This is a genomic window from Vibrio barjaei, from assembly GCF_001639065.2.
In the GTDB taxonomy this organism is placed as follows: Bacteria; Pseudomonadota; Gammaproteobacteria; order Enterobacterales; family Vibrionaceae; genus Vibrio; species Vibrio barjaei.
Genome location: NZ_LQXO02000023.1, coordinates 138,417 through 155,386 on the forward strand (window position 1 = coordinate 138,417; position 16,970 = coordinate 155,386).

At 43.7% G+C, this 16,970-nt stretch carries 15 protein-coding genes; 9 read left to right on the forward strand and 6 right to left on the reverse strand.

Annotation, left to right across the window (positions count from 1 at the left end; translation table 11 throughout):
• Positions 1 to 122 precede the first annotated feature (122 nt).
• From AWH66_RS12435 to AWH66_RS12445, 3 genes are all read right to left on the reverse strand, one after another.
• Positions 123 to 2,087: an NHL repeat-containing protein gene (locus tag AWH66_RS12435; RefSeq protein ID WP_063606917.1), complete on the reverse strand. Its 1,965-nt coding sequence runs from the start codon at positions 2,085 to 2,087 to the stop codon at positions 123 to 125.
• A gap of 233 nt (positions 2,088 to 2,320) precedes the next feature.
• Positions 2,321 to 2,884, reverse strand: coding sequence for a TetR/AcrR family transcriptional regulator (locus tag AWH66_RS12440; protein WP_063606918.1), 564 nt, complete (start codon positions 2,882 to 2,884; stop codon positions 2,321 to 2,323).
• Between the two features lie 124 nt (positions 2,885 to 3,008).
• Positions 3,009 to 4,094 (reverse strand): glycerol dehydrogenase, encoded by a 1,086-nt coding sequence (locus AWH66_RS12445; protein WP_063606919.1) that lies wholly within the window; start codon positions 4,092 to 4,094, stop codon positions 3,009 to 3,011.
• A 349-nt stretch (positions 4,095 to 4,443) separates the two neighbouring features.
• On the opposite strand from AWH66_RS12445, the gene dhaK reads away from it, so the two are divergent.
• Genes dhaK through ptsP form a run of 3 tightly spaced genes read left to right on the forward strand, consistent with a single transcriptional unit; the run spans position 4,444 to position 8,552 of the window.
• A complete protein-coding gene (gene dhaK / locus AWH66_RS12450; protein ID WP_063606920.1) occupies positions 4,444 to 5,502 on the forward strand; it encodes a dihydroxyacetone kinase subunit DhaK in 1,059 nt (352 codons plus the stop codon).
• A gap of 15 nt (positions 5,503 to 5,517) precedes the next feature.
• On the forward strand, positions 5,518 to 6,153 hold the full coding sequence (gene dhaL, locus AWH66_RS12455) for a dihydroxyacetone kinase subunit DhaL (protein WP_006069634.1): 636 nt from the start codon (positions 5,518 to 5,520) through the stop codon (positions 6,151 to 6,153).
• A gap of 2 nt (positions 6,154 to 6,155) precedes the next feature.
• Positions 6,156 to 8,552, forward strand: a complete 2,397-nt coding sequence (gene ptsP / locus AWH66_RS12460) for a phosphoenolpyruvate--protein phosphotransferase (protein WP_063606921.1) — start codon at positions 6,156 to 6,158, stop codon at positions 8,550 to 8,552.
• Between the two features lie 71 nt (positions 8,553 to 8,623).
• On the opposite strand, the gene AWH66_RS12465 is transcribed toward ptsP, so the two are convergent.
• Complete coding sequence (locus AWH66_RS12465) at positions 8,624 to 9,349, reverse strand: HAD-IIB family hydrolase (protein ID WP_063606922.1); 726 nt, start codon at positions 9,347 to 9,349, stop codon at positions 8,624 to 8,626.
• 171 nt (positions 9,350 to 9,520) lie between these two features.
• Here AWH66_RS12465 and AWH66_RS12470 point away from each other — a divergent pair, with 171 nt between their 5' ends.
• From AWH66_RS12470 to AWH66_RS12485, 4 genes are all read left to right on the forward strand, one after another.
• Positions 9,521 to 10,090, forward strand: a complete 570-nt coding sequence (locus AWH66_RS12470) for a dioxygenase family protein (RefSeq protein ID WP_063606923.1) — start codon at positions 9,521 to 9,523, stop codon at positions 10,088 to 10,090.
• Positions 10,091 to 10,197: 107 nt separating this feature from the next.
• Complete coding sequence (locus tag AWH66_RS12475; protein WP_063606924.1) at positions 10,198 to 11,532, forward strand: TackOD1 domain-containing metal-binding protein; 1,335 nt, start codon at positions 10,198 to 10,200, stop codon at positions 11,530 to 11,532.
• The gene (locus AWH66_RS12480) at positions 11,525 to 12,841 is read left to right on the forward strand and encodes a glycosyltransferase family 2 protein (protein ID WP_063606925.1); all 1,317 of its coding nucleotides are present in this window, start codon (positions 11,525 to 11,527) and stop codon (positions 12,839 to 12,841) included. Before AWH66_RS12475 ends, AWH66_RS12480 begins: the two co-directional genes overlap by 8 nt.
• The gene (locus tag AWH66_RS12485) at positions 12,838 to 13,890 is read left to right on the forward strand and encodes an HlyD family secretion protein (protein WP_063606926.1); all 1,053 of its coding nucleotides are present in this window, start codon (positions 12,838 to 12,840) and stop codon (positions 13,888 to 13,890) included. Before AWH66_RS12480 ends, AWH66_RS12485 begins: the two co-directional genes overlap by 4 nt.
• Here AWH66_RS12485 and AWH66_RS12490 read toward each other — a convergent pair.
• Positions 13,887 to 14,495: a DUF6198 family protein gene (locus AWH66_RS12490; RefSeq protein ID WP_063606927.1), complete on the reverse strand. Its 609-nt coding sequence runs from the start codon at positions 14,493 to 14,495 to the stop codon at positions 13,887 to 13,889. The genes AWH66_RS12485 and AWH66_RS12490 overlap by 4 nt on opposite strands.
• 251 nt (positions 14,496 to 14,746) lie before the next feature.
• On the opposite strand from AWH66_RS12490, the gene AWH66_RS12495 reads away from it, so the two are divergent.
• Positions 14,747 to 15,331, forward strand: a complete 585-nt coding sequence (locus AWH66_RS12495) for an acyl carrier protein phosphodiesterase (RefSeq protein WP_063606928.1) — start codon at positions 14,747 to 14,749, stop codon at positions 15,329 to 15,331.
• A gap of 94 nt (positions 15,332 to 15,425) precedes the next feature.
• Entirely contained in the window at positions 15,426 to 15,641 is a 216-nt protein-coding gene (locus AWH66_RS12500; RefSeq protein WP_063606929.1) for a TIGR02450 family Trp-rich protein, read from the forward strand.
• A gap of 22 nt (positions 15,642 to 15,663) precedes the next feature.
• Here the strand turns inward: AWH66_RS12500 and pncB are convergent, their stop codons facing one another.
• Complete coding sequence (pncB, locus tag AWH66_RS12505) at positions 15,664 to 16,899, reverse strand: nicotinate phosphoribosyltransferase (RefSeq protein ID WP_063606930.1); 1,236 nt, start codon at positions 16,897 to 16,899, stop codon at positions 15,664 to 15,666.
• Between the last annotated feature and the right edge of the window lie 71 nt (positions 16,900 to 16,970).

Below are 16,970 nucleotides of genomic sequence, written 5' to 3' on the forward strand. Positions count from 1 at the left end.
TCTAGATGTGAACTAAGCTAATAAAGTTTCAATATGGTGGAGGCTTTTCGGGCAAAGAAACGACGAAAGGCCTACATAGTAGGCCTCGCTAAGCGTCAACTTATAAAGGTATTTTCATTACACTATTCGTTTGTTCGTACTTGACCAATTAACGGATTTTTCACTGGTTGAGCTATACCATAAACTGCGACAATACCGTTTCCTCCTCCCATGGTTGATGTTCTGCGCTCAGGGTTTTTATCAGTTAAAGCACTAATTACGTTCCAGTTATTAGCTACCCACACGTTACCTGCGTCGTCCACCATAGTGTCAGTTGCTTCTTGCATAACACCACTTTTGTATGAGTGAATAAGATCACCGGTTTTGGTGCCCGTTGGGCAGTTAGACGTATCTTCACCACACACTTGAGCAAAACCTGTACCTAAGAAGTTACCCACAAAGACATTGTCAGCACCATCAACACTAACCCCCCACGCTGCATAGATTTCATTATCAAGTAAGTTAGATTTTACTACTTTACCATCTGGAGAAATCATAGTTACGTTACCTGTTTTTGGTATATCAGCTTGGTGCGCAAATATGTTCTCAATTGAGATACGGAACTCATCAATAATGCTTGTTCCTTTTGGAATGTTAGGTAGCGGGTAACCTGGAGACAAGTTAGCGCCTACCCATACGTTGCCTTTTGAATCAATAGCAAGACCACGTGGAGCGATACCAGTTTTAATTTGCTTCGCATTACCAGGGTTATCGGCCTCAAAACGTGTGACTGTCATTGAGCCGTTATTTGTTACCCAAACCACGTTATTGTTGTCTACAGCAACCGCAAATGGTCGTTTAAGTCCCGGTACATCGACAATCTCGCCTTTGGTGTAATCGCCTTTAGGGAAACGTATCATGTGATTGTACTGGTTATCACATACCCAAACATCGCCGTTTGGTGCGGTTGCTAGACCTTGTAATTGGCCGTGCTGACCATTGATAGTTGCAGGGCCGAGTGCTTTACCTGTCAGATCGAATACGCCAACTTTTGCATTGAATGTACTAATCCAAACCTTGTCTTTTGACACTGTAGTGCCCCAGCCGCTGCCATCAAGCCCCTGACTATTGTACCCAACGAGAGGAGGGGACAATGGCTTACCACTCGGGGCCATTTTTACTACGCCACCGCCAATCGCTGTGCTTAACCCTGACTGAGAACCTGGCATCCAGTTTTGTCCACTCCAAAGCTGACCTTCGTTATCAAACATCAGGCGCCCCGGTGAATAAATACCGCCGCCAGTGAAACGAACCATAAGTGCAAAATCGTCTGGTGTGTAGCTCAAGTATGGTAAAAAGTCGGTATCTCGACGTTGTTCACCCTTTGGATAGACATAGGCATTAGCAAACAGATCAAACAGAGCCTTAGTATGTAAGTAGGGCTGCTGGGCAATCTTAGATAGTGCTTCTAACGTATCATCACTATGTGTGATCGCTAAATATTGGTCACATAGGTCGCGTGCTTGCTCTGCGCCACAAAGAGCAGTTAATGCTGCGAGCGTATTCATACGAGCGACAGTCTCGGAGTCTGCTGAGTTAACGCCGTTGAGCACAGTAGCGCCAAACTGGCCTGTTTGCACATCAACTAAGTTTTGAACTTGCTCTGAGCCGATAAGTAAGCCGTTTTTCGAACCGCTTAAACCATAGTTTTGAGCGTATTGTTGAGCATTTGGCCAAAGTGAGCCGATAGTCGAGAGTTCATTCAGTACAATATCACCTTGCTGCTGGCTATTTAAAATCGCTAAACTTCGGTATTTTTCGACGGACTTGCCCTGAATAGTGCCGCCTTTAGCTGTTAGGTAATAGACCCCTTCGTCTTGTCGTGTATTCTCAGAAAAGGATACTTGACCATCGTGTCCACTCTGACCTTCAGCCATAAGCACTGGTGATTGGCCAGCTTGTGCATACCATAATGATACTTGAGCATCGCTAATTTTTTGGTGGTCAGATTCTACCGTTACATCAAACGACAGGGAGTCACTTGCATGTACGCTAGCCGATAGCGCAAGAGCAGCAGGAAGAATGGTCGCTAGTTTAGAAGCTTTCATGGTTACCCTCATGTGTAAATTCAGTAAGTTGTTCTTAGACATAAAGAGAAGAAACTTCCTATTTTGCTGTCTCGCCTCAGTTGATGAGGTAATACTAACCATCCGGTCGGTCGTGAACAATCAACAGCACTAAGATGTGGATTTAGTTTGGTTCACTTAAAGTTAAACTCAGATAAATATATGTTAGTTAACAACTAGCACACGCACAGAGATGAGGAAGGAAGAGAGTAGTGTTAGATAGTAGGGCAGTTTAGTAAACGTTTGAACACTAAAGTGCTTCCATCAACAAACAATGCATGTCGTTGAGGCTCTTCGTAAACTAGGTTCTGCGCTGTAGACATAAACATTGAATAGACGGACTCCATTAGCACTTCTGTACTCTCATTTTGTAAACCATTATGGTGTTGGGCTTCCTGAATAAGACGGTGCAGTCCATCAAGTGATTGCTGTTTAGCTCGCTGGCGAGCTTCTCTTGGAACAGTTCGAGATGTGTAATACATGCTCAAAAATGCCACTTTCTCTGGATTTACAACTGCCCAAGAAAGGCTTTCTCGCCATAAAAGCTCTAATCGAGCATTGATATCTAGGGACTCATGACCAGTAAAAAAGTCATAATCTGTCTTGATCGATTCATAAATCGCGTTTACGAGAGTCTGTTTAGATTTGAAATGATGGAATAGCGTTGCTTTTGCAACGTCTGCCTGTTTTGCTACCTCAATAGTTGATAGCGAATCGATGCCTGCCGTGGTAGCTAGCTCAAGAGCCACTTCTAAGATACGTTGCCTTTTGGCTGTCACTGTCCTAACTCTCTCTTTTTAAGAACCTTTTTGAGTATAGATAGTAAATCGGCGGCAGGGAACATCGATCAACAAAAAAGAGCCAGCTTAAAGCTGGCTCTTGACCCTCATAACGACAGGGAGATTACTTTTGACCAAGTTGGTGCGCAGTAAGAATTGCCGCGAACACACTGTCTGCGGTAACAGGGAATGGCATGTTGTGAATGGTCTCACCTTCAGCCGTTGCACCTTCTGCCACTTCAAATAGCTTGTCTTTGTTGATTTCTTTTACGCCCATTTCAAATAGGTTGGTTGGTAGACCTACTTCGCGGCAGAAGTTGATTACAGTGTTAATCTCTTCCATTGGCGCGTTTTCTAGAACAAGTTGAACCAACGTACCAAATGCCACTTTTTCGCCGTGATACAGGTGGTGACATTCTTCAAGTTTCGTTAAGCCGTTGTGAATAGCGTGCGCAGCCGCCAGACCCGAGCTTTCAAAACCGATACCACTTAGGTATGTGTTTGCTTCAATGATGTTTTCAACAGCTGTAGTGCTGACGCCATTTTCAACGGCAACTTTTGCTTTTAGGCCATCTTCAAGCAGCGTTTCGTAGCAAAGTTTTGCCAATGCTTGGGCAGAGCGTGTTGGCGCACCGCCAGCCATTGTTGCTTTGCCAGATGTCATGTTGGCACGTGCTTCAAAGTAAGTAGATAAAGCATCACCCATACCAGCTACAAGAAGACGAACTGGTGCGCCAGCAATAACTTTGGTGTCCATAACAACCATATCTGGGTTTTTAGGGAATAGCAGATACTCAGCGAACTCACCTTCTGGTGTATAGATGACCGCTAATGCACTTGTTGGTGCGTCAGTTGAAGCGATAGTTGGTACTACAACGACTGGAATCTTAGTGTAAAACGCTACTGATTTAGCCGTATCTAGCGTTTTACCGCCACCGATACCAATGATGACATCGTTCTTTTGAGTCGCGCAGATGTCAGTAAGGCGGTCGATTTCAACACGTGAACATTCACCGTTAAATACGTCCATTGCCAACGGCATATCTTCTTTAGAGAAGCTTTCTTTAACTGTGTCGCCTACAAGGCCAGTTACAAATTCATCAGCAATAGCAAGTGGGTTAGCACCAAGTGCTTTTACATAGCTAGCGATAGAGCCTAATACGTTTTCACCTTGAACATACTTACTTGGGCTAATAATAATTTTGTCCATTTTTTCAGACCTTCTGTTAATGGTTATTTTTGTTTCAACGTTGGACTCATCATAGGTATGGAGTAGTCATTTGCTAAGTCATTCCAATGTGTGTTTGTTGTTTTTATGACATGGCTAGCAAAGGGTGATTTCTTAAGATGACGAGGAATGAGGATATCTTGGAGTAGATCACTAAATCTTCAAAATGGCAGGGTTTGTGTTTCAAAACGGAACGTCAGAAAAAAGAAAACGTTCCATTATGAAACGTGAATTATTTTCGTTGTGGACATGGGATTTGTTCATATTATGACTCTAAACCTACACAAATCCAATTAAACGAACATTAAAAATTACAAAAGAGAAACAAGGTATGAAAAAGCTAATCAATAGTGTTGAAGACGTTGTAAAAGAGCAAATGGAAGGTCTTGCTGCCTCTCGCCCACAATTAAAAGCTAACTACGAGCCACGTTACATGTGGCATGAAGAAACACCAGGACAAGTTGCATTGGTCTCCGGTGGCGGCGCGGGTCACGAACCATTGCACGCGGGCTTCATTGGTAAGGGGATGTTGACGGGAGCTTGCCCAGGTGAAGTATTTACCTCACCAACACCCGACCAAATGTATGAATGTGGTAACCAAGTTAACACGGGTGAGGGCGTTTTATTCTTCATCAAAAACTACACTGGTGATGTACTGAACTTCGAGACAGCGGTTGAGCTTCTTCATTCTGACGGCATCAAGGTTGGCTCTGTGTTGATTGATGATGACGTAGCGGTAAAAGACAGTCTATATACTGCAGGCCGCCGGGGCGTTGCGGGTACAGTTCTTGTCGAGAAAATCGTGGGGGCAGCAGCAGACAAGGGTTATTCGTTAGAGCAGTGTGAAGAACTCGCTCGCCGTATTAATAATAACTGCCGCTCGTTCGGTGTTGCTTTAGATGCATGCGTAGTACCAGCAGCGGGTAAACCATCTTTCCAACTAGCAGACGACGAAGTTGAATTTGGTGTCGGTATTCACGGTGAACCGGGCATCGAGCGCATTAAATACACCAACGCTGACGAGTTGGTAGACAAGATGTTCCTTGAGCTTAAAGAAAATCTAGCATACAGCCGCACACTGCGTATTTGGAATCGCGTAGAAGGTGAATGGGACGAAGTTGAATCAACAATCGAGAACTTCGAAACAGATCATGACTATATCGCTATTGTAAATGGCCTTGGTGCAACACCAGAGTCTGAGCTTTACGGTGTATATAACCGTTTGGCACATAACTGTGAGAAAGAAGGTTTCCGTCTTGCTCGTAACCTAGTGGGTAACTACTGTACGTCTTTGAATATGGAAGGTGTGTCTATCACGCTGTTAAAAGCAGACACCGAGATGCTAGAGCTATTTGATGCTCCAGTAGATACAGCAGCGATGAAGTGGTAAGCCGAGGAATAACACATGCAAATTGAAAAACAACACATCATTAACTGGCTTGAGCTTTGCGCAGTATCGTACGAAGAAAACCAAGACTTTCTAACTGATCTTGACCGTGACATCGGTGATGCAGACCATGGTCTAAACATGAATCGTGGCTTCAAGAAAGTAAAAGAAACCTTGCCAAAAGTAGAGAAGCAGAACATTTCGACCATTTTGAAGAATACCGGCATGACGCTGTTGTCTAGCGTTGGCGGGGCGAGTGGTCCACTCTATGGCACGTTGTTTATTCGTACAGCTGCGTCAGTAGGGAGCCGTGAGTCTTTGACTTTCCAAGAGCTAATTGACGATCTTAAGAGCGGTGTTGATGGGGTTATCTCTAGAGGTAAAGCGGAGCAGGGTGACAAGACAATGTGTGACGTTTGGTTACCAGTACTTAATGAGATGAAAACATCTCTAGAAGGTGGTACTAGCCCTGACCATTTACTTGATGAAATGGTGGAAGTTGCAGAGAAAAGCGCAACGTCAACGATTGAAATGCAAGCGAAGAAAGGTCGTGCAAGCTATTTAGGTGAGCGCAGTATCGGTCACCAAGACCCTGGTGCTACGTCATCACTTCTAATGATTAAAGCACTAAGACAGGCGATAGCAGGAAAGTAAGCATGGTAGGCATTGTAGTAGTATCGCATAGCCGCCTATTAGCAGAAGGAGTGGCCGAACTGGCCACTCAAATGACGCAAGGCAAAGCTAATATTGCGATCGCAGCGGGGGTTGATGATCCCGAGAACCCAATCGGCACAGATGCAATCGCCGTTATGGGGGCGATTGAAGAAGTATGTGATCAAGGTGGTGCTGTTGTTTTAATGGACTTAGGTAGTGCGCTACTTAGTACTGAAATGGCATTAGAACTGTTAGATGATGAGACCCGGGACAAAGTCGCACTGGTGTCTGCGCCAATAGTAGAAGGCACAATGGCAGCGTCAGTAGCGGCGGCGGCTGGCTTATCTATTGAGGCGGTAATCGCCGAAGCATCCAGTGCTTTAGATGTGAAAAAAGAACATCTAGGTGAGGAGCTTGCTGTGCAGTCTCCTGACGTCGCGGACGAGTCTGTCGATGATGCGAATGCGTTAAGCTTCCAATGGATGGTTAAAAACCCACATGGTATTCACGCACGACCAGCTGCGGCGATCGTAGGTTGTCTAGCGCCGTTTTCTGCCGATGTGTACCTCGAAAAAGCAGGACAAAAAGTCAGTGCGAAGAGTCTAAATAGCATTGCTAAATTAGGGGTTCGTTGTGATGAACAGATTACGTTCTACGTCAGCGGTGAGGATGCCCAAAACGCATTAGACGCTTTTGTTAGCCTTGCTAATGAGCACTTTGGTGAAGCGGAACAAGTCGCTCAAGGCATTGCAGTAGAAGAGGTGTTGGAAGAAGCTCCTGAGCTTACTAACGACATTGAAGGTGCCTTGGCTGGTATTAGTGTCAATGGCGGTATCGTGACGGCTCCGGCAGTCATCTTTACCCAAGAAATGCCCAATGTTCCAATGCGTACATTTACCACTACAGAGCAAGAAATTGCGAAGCTTAAGCAAGCTATCACTGAGGTTAAGCAACATTTAGAAGCTCAAGCAAAGTTGCCTCATGGTGAAATTTTTGCTGCGCATGCCATGATGTTGGCTGACCCTGAAATTGCGGCTCAAGCAGAGGCAAAAGTTGCTGCGGAGTTAATCGCTGAGCAAGCGTGGATGGATGTGATGATGGCGCTAGCGGCACAGTATCAAGCTGCGGAAAGCCAATACATGCGTGAGCGTGAAGCTGACGTTTATGATATTTGCCGTCAAGTGATGCTGTCATTGACGGGTGAGAAAACGAAGGCGATAACCATCGCTGAGCCAAGTGTCTTACTCGCTCGTGATTTAATGCCTTCGGATGTGGCTGGTCTTAATAAATCAAAAGTTGTAGCCATCTGTCTAAGTGAAGGCGGCAAAACCTCTCACAGTGCGATCTTGGCGAGAGCTATGGGAATTCCTGCAATAGTAAAAGTGCAAGGTTGCCTTGAACAAGTCAAAGTAGGGGATAGCATCACAGTAGATGGTTTCAGTGGTTTATTGTGGTTTGCGCCACCTCCAGCGGTACAAGAAGAGCTTAATAGTAAGCGTCATGAATGGTTGGCGGCTCAAGAGATCGCTTTGCAAAATGCTCAATTACAAGCAGTAACCCAAGATGGTACCTCGATTCACGCTTTAGCTAACATCGGTGGTCCTGAAGATGTAGAAGCGGCGTTAGCCAATGGCGCTGAAGGGGTTGGCCTGTTCCGTACCGAGTTCCTATTCCAAGAAAGCGCAGAACTACCAACAGAAGATGAACAATATACGGTTTACAAAGAGATTGCAGCTGCGTTTGGCGACATGCCAATTACGATTCGTAGTCTTGATGTTGGTGGTGACAAACCGCTTGCCGCATATCCGATGCCAGAAGAGGAAAACCCTTTCTTGGGTCAGCGTGGCGTGCGCCTGTGCTTGAAGCATGAAGCGCTTTTTGAAACGCAGTTACGTGCAGTTTTAAGAGCTTACGCAGAACAACCTAACATTCAATTGATGATTCCAATGATTGCAACGGTCACTGAAGTGAAAGCAGTGAAAGCATTGATCGCTAAACAGTGTGAGAAGTTGGGTATATCTAAATCCAAGCTGCCTGTTGGTATTATGATTGAAGTACCAGCTGCGGTATTCAACGCGGATGCCTTGGCGGCAGAGGTCGACTTCTTCTCGATTGGCACCAATGACCTAACACAATATGTTATGGCGGCTGACCGAGGGAATACTGAAGTTGCTGAGCTAGTAAATTACTTCGAACCAGCGGTTATTAAAGCCATTGAACTGACCATTCAATCTGCAAACAAAGCCGGTATTTCGGTTAGTATGTGTGGTGAAATGGCAGGGGATGTTAAAGCGACAGAGCTGTTGATGAATCTAGGGCTGAGAAAATTCAGCGCGAGTTCTACGCTGATTCCAGAACTTAAACAAAAAGTACGTTCCCTCGACTTTGCCGCCGCATAATCATCTCTGAAATAGCTAAACATAGCCAGTAGTTAACACTACTGGCTTTTTTGTTGTTTGGGTCTACACATTCATTGATTGTTTTGCCAGTGTTTCAGCCCTTCGAGTACACCAAGTGCATGGGTGTTTTTCGCAGTATATACATGAGATAACGAAGAAAGGTGTGCGACTTCTTGATAGTGATTTGCCACCAATATGGCGTTAATCCCTGCTATGGTCAGCATGGCGGTATCGTTGCCAGAGTCGCCTGCAACGACAACTTCTGAAGGACAAAGCTGATGCTTATTCATTAAGTGTTGGATGGCGGTTGCTTTATTTATACCTTTTGGTGTGATGTCTAAAAACCAATCGTGCGAGTAGGTTAGGTCAACACAAAGCTCATTGTCTTGAAACAGAGTTTGTAGGTACTGTAATTGCTTACTGTCTAATCTCCCTTCATAAGTCAGCTTGTAGCTGCCTTGATGTTCAGGTGTCTGTTTCCCCAAAAAGCCACAATCATGTAACGCGGCAGAAACTTTCCCTTCATCCCATAGACAATCCATTTTTGTGTGCCAATCATTGTCAGGGGTCAGTGTGCGTTTATGATGAATCTGAGTGCCGACGTCACTGACAATAGTATGAGGTCTAGGTAACGTATGCTGAGCTAGTCCATCGTTAATAGAATGAAAGGTTCTCCCTGTAGCGACAACGAACTGCATACCTGTTTGAGCTTCAACGTAGGAAGTAAACTCTGTTAACTCATTGGTAGGCCCACCACTGATTGTTCCATCAAAATCGCATACCAACATCTTTATCATTGAATAAACTCCTTTTTTCTTGTTTTAAGTGTATATCAACGGAAAAAGACAGAGTGATATTTCTATGGCATTTTTCCTTCCTAACGACGAGAAAAAGTGCGACTCGCCTGAAAACTAGAAATACATGAGATGTGAGCCACACTTGTTTTATGGAATGTGGAGGGAATTGAGATGCAAAGAAGGCAATTTATAACAGTCTGTTCAATATGGTTTGCTTGGCCTGTATTAGCTAAGACCCCACTCCCCAAAACGCCGTCACAAGCTGAAGGTCCGTTTTATCCAGTAACGAATATACCCGTTCGTTCGAATCTTATCCTAGATTCAACAAAGTTGACCGGTAAGCCCTTTCAACTGAGCGGTAAAGTGAAAAATTCAAAAGGTGAGCCTTTAGCTGGAATTCGTGTTGAGATTTGGCAATGTGATGGCGATGGCTACTATGATCACCCAAAACAACCCAATATCGAGCGGTTCAACCGAGCATTTGCTGGCTTTGGAGCTGTCGAATCCGATATTAACGGGAGCTTTGACTTTTCCACTTTGTTTCCCGTCCCTTATGCGACGAGACCTCCCCATATTCATGTAAAACTAAAAAAGGGAGACAGTGAAATATTGACGACTCAATTATACCTGAGGAATCAAACAGGCAAAGAGTGGTGGGGAGGAAGTGAACGAGAGCAGCTTCAGTTAGATGTTACTTCGAATGGGGAACAGTTGGAAACTTATTTCCAATTTGTTGTTTAAATAGAAATAAGTGATATTCCTAAAGAGATTGTTAAAGGTATTAATATAGGACTCTTGTGCTAGTTTTAACAGTAGTTTGTCAGCTACCGATATGTGGATAAGATTCAATGACGATATGTGTACTAGGTAAAGTTCCCCAATTGCTCAGTAATAGTGCTCTAGAGCTAAAGAGTGTTTCATTGAACGAAACATTGTTAGCGCAATCAGGCGTTGTTTGTGTTTTAAACCTGAACAATGAAGAACAAGACCACATATTAAGTCAAATACACCACTCTAAATATGGGTGGAGCTGGAGAGTATTTACTTGTCAGCCCAGTTTACTAAGTGATTATTTGTCTGATGGATTAGTGGATACTGATTGGCTATCTAGTAAAGAAAAGCATTTGCCTTCTGAGAAGCTTAATCGAATCATCAATGAGCCGAACGACAAATTGTTAGCTTATTTATGGCTGGATGAAACGAGAAAAATGTCTCCGATGAAAGTCATCAGTGAGACGGCCATATACCGTTATCCCTTGTTAGATATTTATCATAACCAAGTTCGAACCCCTTTTCGTTACCTTCATAGGTTGGTTGATGCTGACTTAATAGAAGCAGATCAATGTGTCGACAGAGTACGTTACTGTCACTCTTGTCAGTCTGGGCACTTGAATTTTGTCGATACTTGCCCTTCATGTCGTTCAATTGATATCAAAACTTTTGATGCGTTGCATTGTTTTACATGTGGCCATGTAGATGATGCCAAGCTGTTCTTATCAAGAAGAACAATGAGTTGCCCAAAGTGTCATACCGAGCTTAAACATATTGGAGTCGACTATGACCGACCATTAGAGCTGTATGATTGTAATAACTGTCATCAAGAGTTTGTAGAGTCTGATGTGGTCGCAAAATGTATGACATGTGACCATACCAACTCGGTCAATGAGCTAACATCACGAAGCTTTTACCGCTACTCAGTAGGGGAAAGTGCGCAACGCTACCTTTTAGATGACCAGCTTGAATCAAAACGTAACATCATACTCTCTGGCTCTGTAACGACGTCTGTTTTTGAAGCGACTTTAGCCTGGAAAAATCAACTTTCCCTTCGACATAAACATCAAGATCTTTTAATTGGGATTAAAGTTCAAAACATTGATGACTACATCTTGAAGTTTGGGGATGTCGCCTATATCGAATTCATAAGTGCGTTTTCAGAACAGTTGGAGTCATTGTTCAGAACTACGGACTTAAGCTGCCAGTACACGGACGATGTATTCTTCATACTTCTCCCTCATTGCGAGTCGAGTTTTTTATCCACTATTGAAACGAGAATCTCAGAGTTCGCTGGCAAAGTAGACTCAGAACTACTTTCTTTAATAGTCAAAAGTTGGCTGTTACCAAGCATAGATCTAACTGTTGCTCCCGAATGGTTAAGTGAAAGGAAGTCAGAATTAAATGATTGAGGGCATAATCACAGTTGCAAAAACCATCTCGAATCAAGTATTCACGAATACGGAGTTATTGATTACGTTTTTGCCTGTCATTCTGATGGTGGAGTTGCCTTTGATACTTTTAGTATTAATAGGCATTTTTAAATGGCATTGGAAAAATAAAGTGCCAATTAACACGCACACCCCCAATGTCAGCTTCATCATCACTTGTTACGGTGAAGGAAAGGGAATAGAGGTCACCGTGGATACGCTGGTGGAGCAAGTATACCCAGGTAATATAGAGATACTCGCTGTTGTCGATGGGGCTGTTCAGAATGTAGAAACCTACCAAACTGCGATGAAGCTTCAGGAAAAATATGCTTCGCGTAAAGATAGAGTAGTTCGGGTTATTCCTAAGTGGCAGAGAGGAGGCAGAGTCTCAACCCTAAACACCGGCCTATATAAAGCGAAACATGACATTGTGATTAACGTCGATGGTGATACCTCTTTTGATAATGATATGACGTTCAAAATGATGCGTCAGTTTACCGATTCTAATGTCATAGCAAGTGGTGGAGCATTGAGGGTTAGAAATTGGGACAAGAACGTTCTGACTAGGATGCAGGCCCTCGAGTATATGATGTCAATGCAAGGAGGCAAAACCGGTACTAGTCAATTTGGGTTGTTAAATAATATCTCAGGAGCATTTGGTGCGTTTAGGAAGAAACAGTTAAAACGTGTTGGAGGCTGGGACACTCATACCGCTGAAGATTTAGATTTGACCATGCGTCTCAAACAATATAAACGTCGTTACCAACAGTCAAAGCTCGCCTTTACGCCTCATGCAGTTGGGCATACTGATGCGCCAGACACATTGAGGGACTTTGTACTGCAACGACTGCGTTGGGATGGTGACCTGTTATTTCTGTACCTTCGAAAACATATCAAAGGATTGACACCAAGGTTACTGGGCTGGCGTGTGTTTCTTTATACGATGGTTTATGGTGTTCTTCAAAATGTCTTGTTACCAATTTTCATCGTGCTATTCACAAGCTACATTTTTGCTAGCTACCCAATTCTATTTTTCGCGTCAGTATCCTTTATCGTGTACGGGATATATCTAGGCTTTGTCGTGGTTAAATTTACGGTCTACCTATTTTTAATATCTGAGAGAAAAATGAGCGATGTTAGCCTTGCTGGTTGGCTATTCATTTATCCGATATATGCTGTCTTTTCTCGATTTGTGACGGCTTTTTCAATTATCAACGAAACAGTACGACGCTCTCATGAGGAGTCGAGTATGGCACCTTGGTGGGTATTAAAGAGAGGTAAAAGGTTTTGAAAGTTACATTTCAAACGAATAAACAAAAATCCCCACAAAAAGAACGTGGGATGAATGTTGCCTATGGAGAGGCTAAGCGAACGGGTTATAGGCTTCGTTGGTTTGCGTTGCTGGCGATAGTTATTCTCCCGGTTGCGTTGGCTCTGTACTACCTCGTTAAGCCGCAGGTCTTTACTATAGCTCAAGGCGTAGTAAGCTACGAGCCGGTATCTATTAGTGCGCCGCAAGAAAGCGTAGTTGAGAGTCTGTTCTTTGAAGTTGGCGATAGTTTTTCGAAGGGACAGTTTTTACTTCAGTTGCAAAATAGAGTGTTGGACGATGAAATCAGTTTTTTGCAAGGGCAGATTGATGAGTTAGCGAACTATGCTCAACGTAGAGGGAAAGATCTGTCGAGTATGTATGCTGCATCGGAAATGGAAGCGCAGAAAAACCTCAACGAAATTGAAAAAATAAAGCGCGAATTTCAAAAGTTCAATAATGAAGGATTAGTCAGTACCGGAGACTACGCTTCGGTTTTAAACAACTATTATTCGGCTCAGTCGCTTAAATCCAAAGCTTCGCTAGAATTGGTTCTCGCGAAGTTGGAAGAAGCTGACGAACAATATGTTGGTTCGATTACCAATATTATTCGTCAACTTAAACAAGAGTTAAATCGCAAACAGAGTCAAAAACGCGCTCTACTTATTTCTGCTCCATTTGATGGACATGTGATAAACGTTGTTGCAAAAAGAGGGGAGCGGTTTGAAGCGCATATGGAATTAATTACGATTGCACCGGATACCGACCAGGTTAAAGTCATAGCTTACTTAGATTCGAAACACATTGATAAGGCGAAGGTTTCGAGTAAAGTAACCGTTAAATTACCGAACGGAAAGAGGATTAATGCTCACGTCTCAAGGCCTACAGAACTTGCCTCAAAATTACCGATTCAATTGTCCAAGCCTTTTGAAGGACAACAAGCGCTGTTGGAAGTGGTATTGACCATCGATGAACCAGTTCCACCTAGAGAAGAACTGATTCAAGGAATGCCTGTAGAGATCTACTTTTAAGAGTTGGCTACGACAGGCTGATAACGTCCCGGCTTGTGATTCATTGCTAAAATTAGGTTAGTTGCAATGGCACCGACAACGGATAGCGTGATGAGATAGAAATCGACCACAAACAGTGACAGAACCACGATAGTACAGTCTAGTGCCATTTGAACTTTGCCTGCTCGAATGCCAAAGCGCTCTTGCAAAAACAGAGCGAGAATATTAAATCCACCCAAACTCATTTTATGACGGAAGATGACCAACATACCCATTCCAATGAGTCCTCCGCCAATCAACGCAGCATAGATCGGCTCAATGTGTGCGATCTGAATGACGTGGTGAAGATGGTCTACCGCGAATGAAACGATACTCACGGCAATAAAGGTATTAATGGTGAATTGCCATCCCATTCGTGTAACCGAAAGAATGTAGAAGGGCAAGTTAAGCATAAAGAACACTTGACCAAAACTGAGAGCGGTCACTTTAGTGATGAACAGCGCGAGTCCTGCAGTACCGCCGGTCAGCAGCCCCACTTGGTTGAAAAAAATAACGCCAAGTGATACCAGTGCGCTGCCAAGAGTGAGAGCGAGTAGGTTCTCTCTAAGGCTATGATCTTTGTCCATAAAGACACTTCCTTTGAAAATAATAAATGATATGTACATTGCAAACGATCCTTCGTGGAACTTCACAAATGTAAGAGGCGCGAGTTTAATTGTGACGGCAGGGTGGTGTCGAGTTGATGGCTGATATCAGATTTTTATTGAGTGTTTCGTCAGATTTACACTTAGCGCTTACGAGGCTATGAACGAGTGTGGGATTTGACCGTTTGGATAACAGTCACCACAATGTAGCAAACGACTAGTAACGGAGAGTTATGAATTTCTTAGCACACCTGCACATTGCTGATCACTGTCAGAGTAGTCTACTAGGTAACTTGCTTGGAGACTTTGTTAAGGGGGACCCCTCAAAGCTCTATAACGCTGATGTTAGCCAAGGGATCAGACTGCACCGTTTTGTAGACTCTTACACCGACAACCATGCCATCATCAAACTGTGTAAACAGCGTTTCGAACCAAACTTAAAACGATTTGCACCAATCGCCATGGATATGTTTTGGGACCACTGTCTAGCCAAGCGATGGCATGATTACCACTCGCAAACCCTGCAAGAATTTGTTGATAGTGCAGAGGCAGAAATTACATCGACCGAAGAAGTGTTACCAGAGCGGTTTGTAAACATGACTTCTCATATGTGGCAAGGACGTTGGCTAGAGTCATACAGCGACCTCGACAACATACGGTACGCCTTAGAGCGAATGTCGCTTAGAAGTATGCGCATGACACCACTCGCTGACTGTGGAGTGCAACTAGAACAGAATTATCAAGAGTTTTCAGACTTTTTCGCTGAGCTGTATCCCGAGGTTCTTGAACAAGCGGTTAAGGTCGGGAAGATTTTCTGATAATTTGGCGAACTACGTTTGTCTTGTTTGAACTTAATCTATATCTGCCGCGTAGAAGAAATTCCAATGATAAACAGATGGTTATAGGTTTGAGATGAATCGTATTAATCCAGCGAAACTACGAAACAGTAAATGGACGGCGACTAAGCCGCTTAATAGAGAAAAGCATTTTCTAGTGTCAGAAGTCGAGTTTGAAGAGGATGGGATCGTTATGTCATGCAAGCTTGAAGCCGTGCTGTCTCATAACGAATATTCGATTGATTGGACAGAGTTAAAAGACAGCGATAAGTGGCTTCAAGGATGGAAATAGCGGAGTAGTTGAAGGCGTGCCCTTACGCCGCAAATTTACTTTGTACACCGAAGCTTTTTTTTAATTCAGCTAAAAATTCTTCATCTTCACACATGGCTTTTTCAGGCTCGTCGCTGATTTTAGCAACGGGAAGACCATTGCATTCAGCCATTTTGACGACAATAGACAGAGGCTGATATTGCACAGAGTCTTGTTGCCAATTGCCCATGTCATTGGCTAGGAATGTACCTATGCCAAAGCTGATATTCGCACGGCCGGCGAAGTACTCACATATGTCGAGAGCGTCAGCAAAATTTAATCCATCGGTGAAGATTAAGATTTTTGACATTGGATCGATACCAAGGGACTGGTAATGCGCGATCATTTTGTCACCCCATTCAAAAGGATTGCCTGAATCATGACGTACGCCAGCGTAGTCAGTAGCTCGCTCTACGTTGAAGTCCTTCAAAAAGGCATCAATACCAATCGTATCAGTAAGCGCAATACCAAGTTTTCCATTAAACGTAGACTGCCAAAGGTCTAGAGCAACTTGTTGGGACTTCTGTGGTTCCACTAGTGCTTGATGCGCCATAAACCATTCATGTGCCACGGTACCAATTGGCGTGAGGCCTAGCTCTTTTGCTAGTTGATAGTTGCTTGTGCCACTCATTAGTGCAGGAGCATGTTGCTTGAAGTAGCTCACCACCTCGCGCTGAACCGGCGCGCTAAATCGACGACGGCTACCCATTTCAGAAAACTGAAAATTATCAATGGAACGTTTCGTCAGCTCGGATTTTATTGCAGTGACTTTTTGTTCAAGCGTAGTCGCGAACTGCGAGTAAGGAATTGCGTTCCAACGTTGGCGACTGCGTAGTTCTGAGATGATGCTCATCACCAAGGTTTCGTAAAGAATGGTTTCGTGCCAAATGCCGTTGATAGAAACACTGAGCTGCTCATCAGTCTTAGATACCTTCACTTGGCGCTTAGGTGCAAATGCGAAGTCAGACAGATAGGTGAGGAAGTTATCGTTGAGATAAGGGGCTTGAGTTTTTAAATAAGCAATGTCGTCGGTCGTAAATCGACATTCAGAAAGAGCGTTTATCTCTTTTTCAATAAGGGATTGGAGGTCTGATAAATCTTCATTTGATCGAACAATAAGTTCGTAACGCACGCGCGTCTGCGGGTAATGCGTGAACGCTGCAAACATCATATTGATTTTGTATACGTCTAGATCGAGTGCGCTTTGAATAATACGATCGTTGAAAAGTGAGCCTGACATCCGGCATTCCTACTGTGTTACTAGGATTGATAAAGAAATGGCACTCTAGATAAGGCAGAGAAAATTGTCAA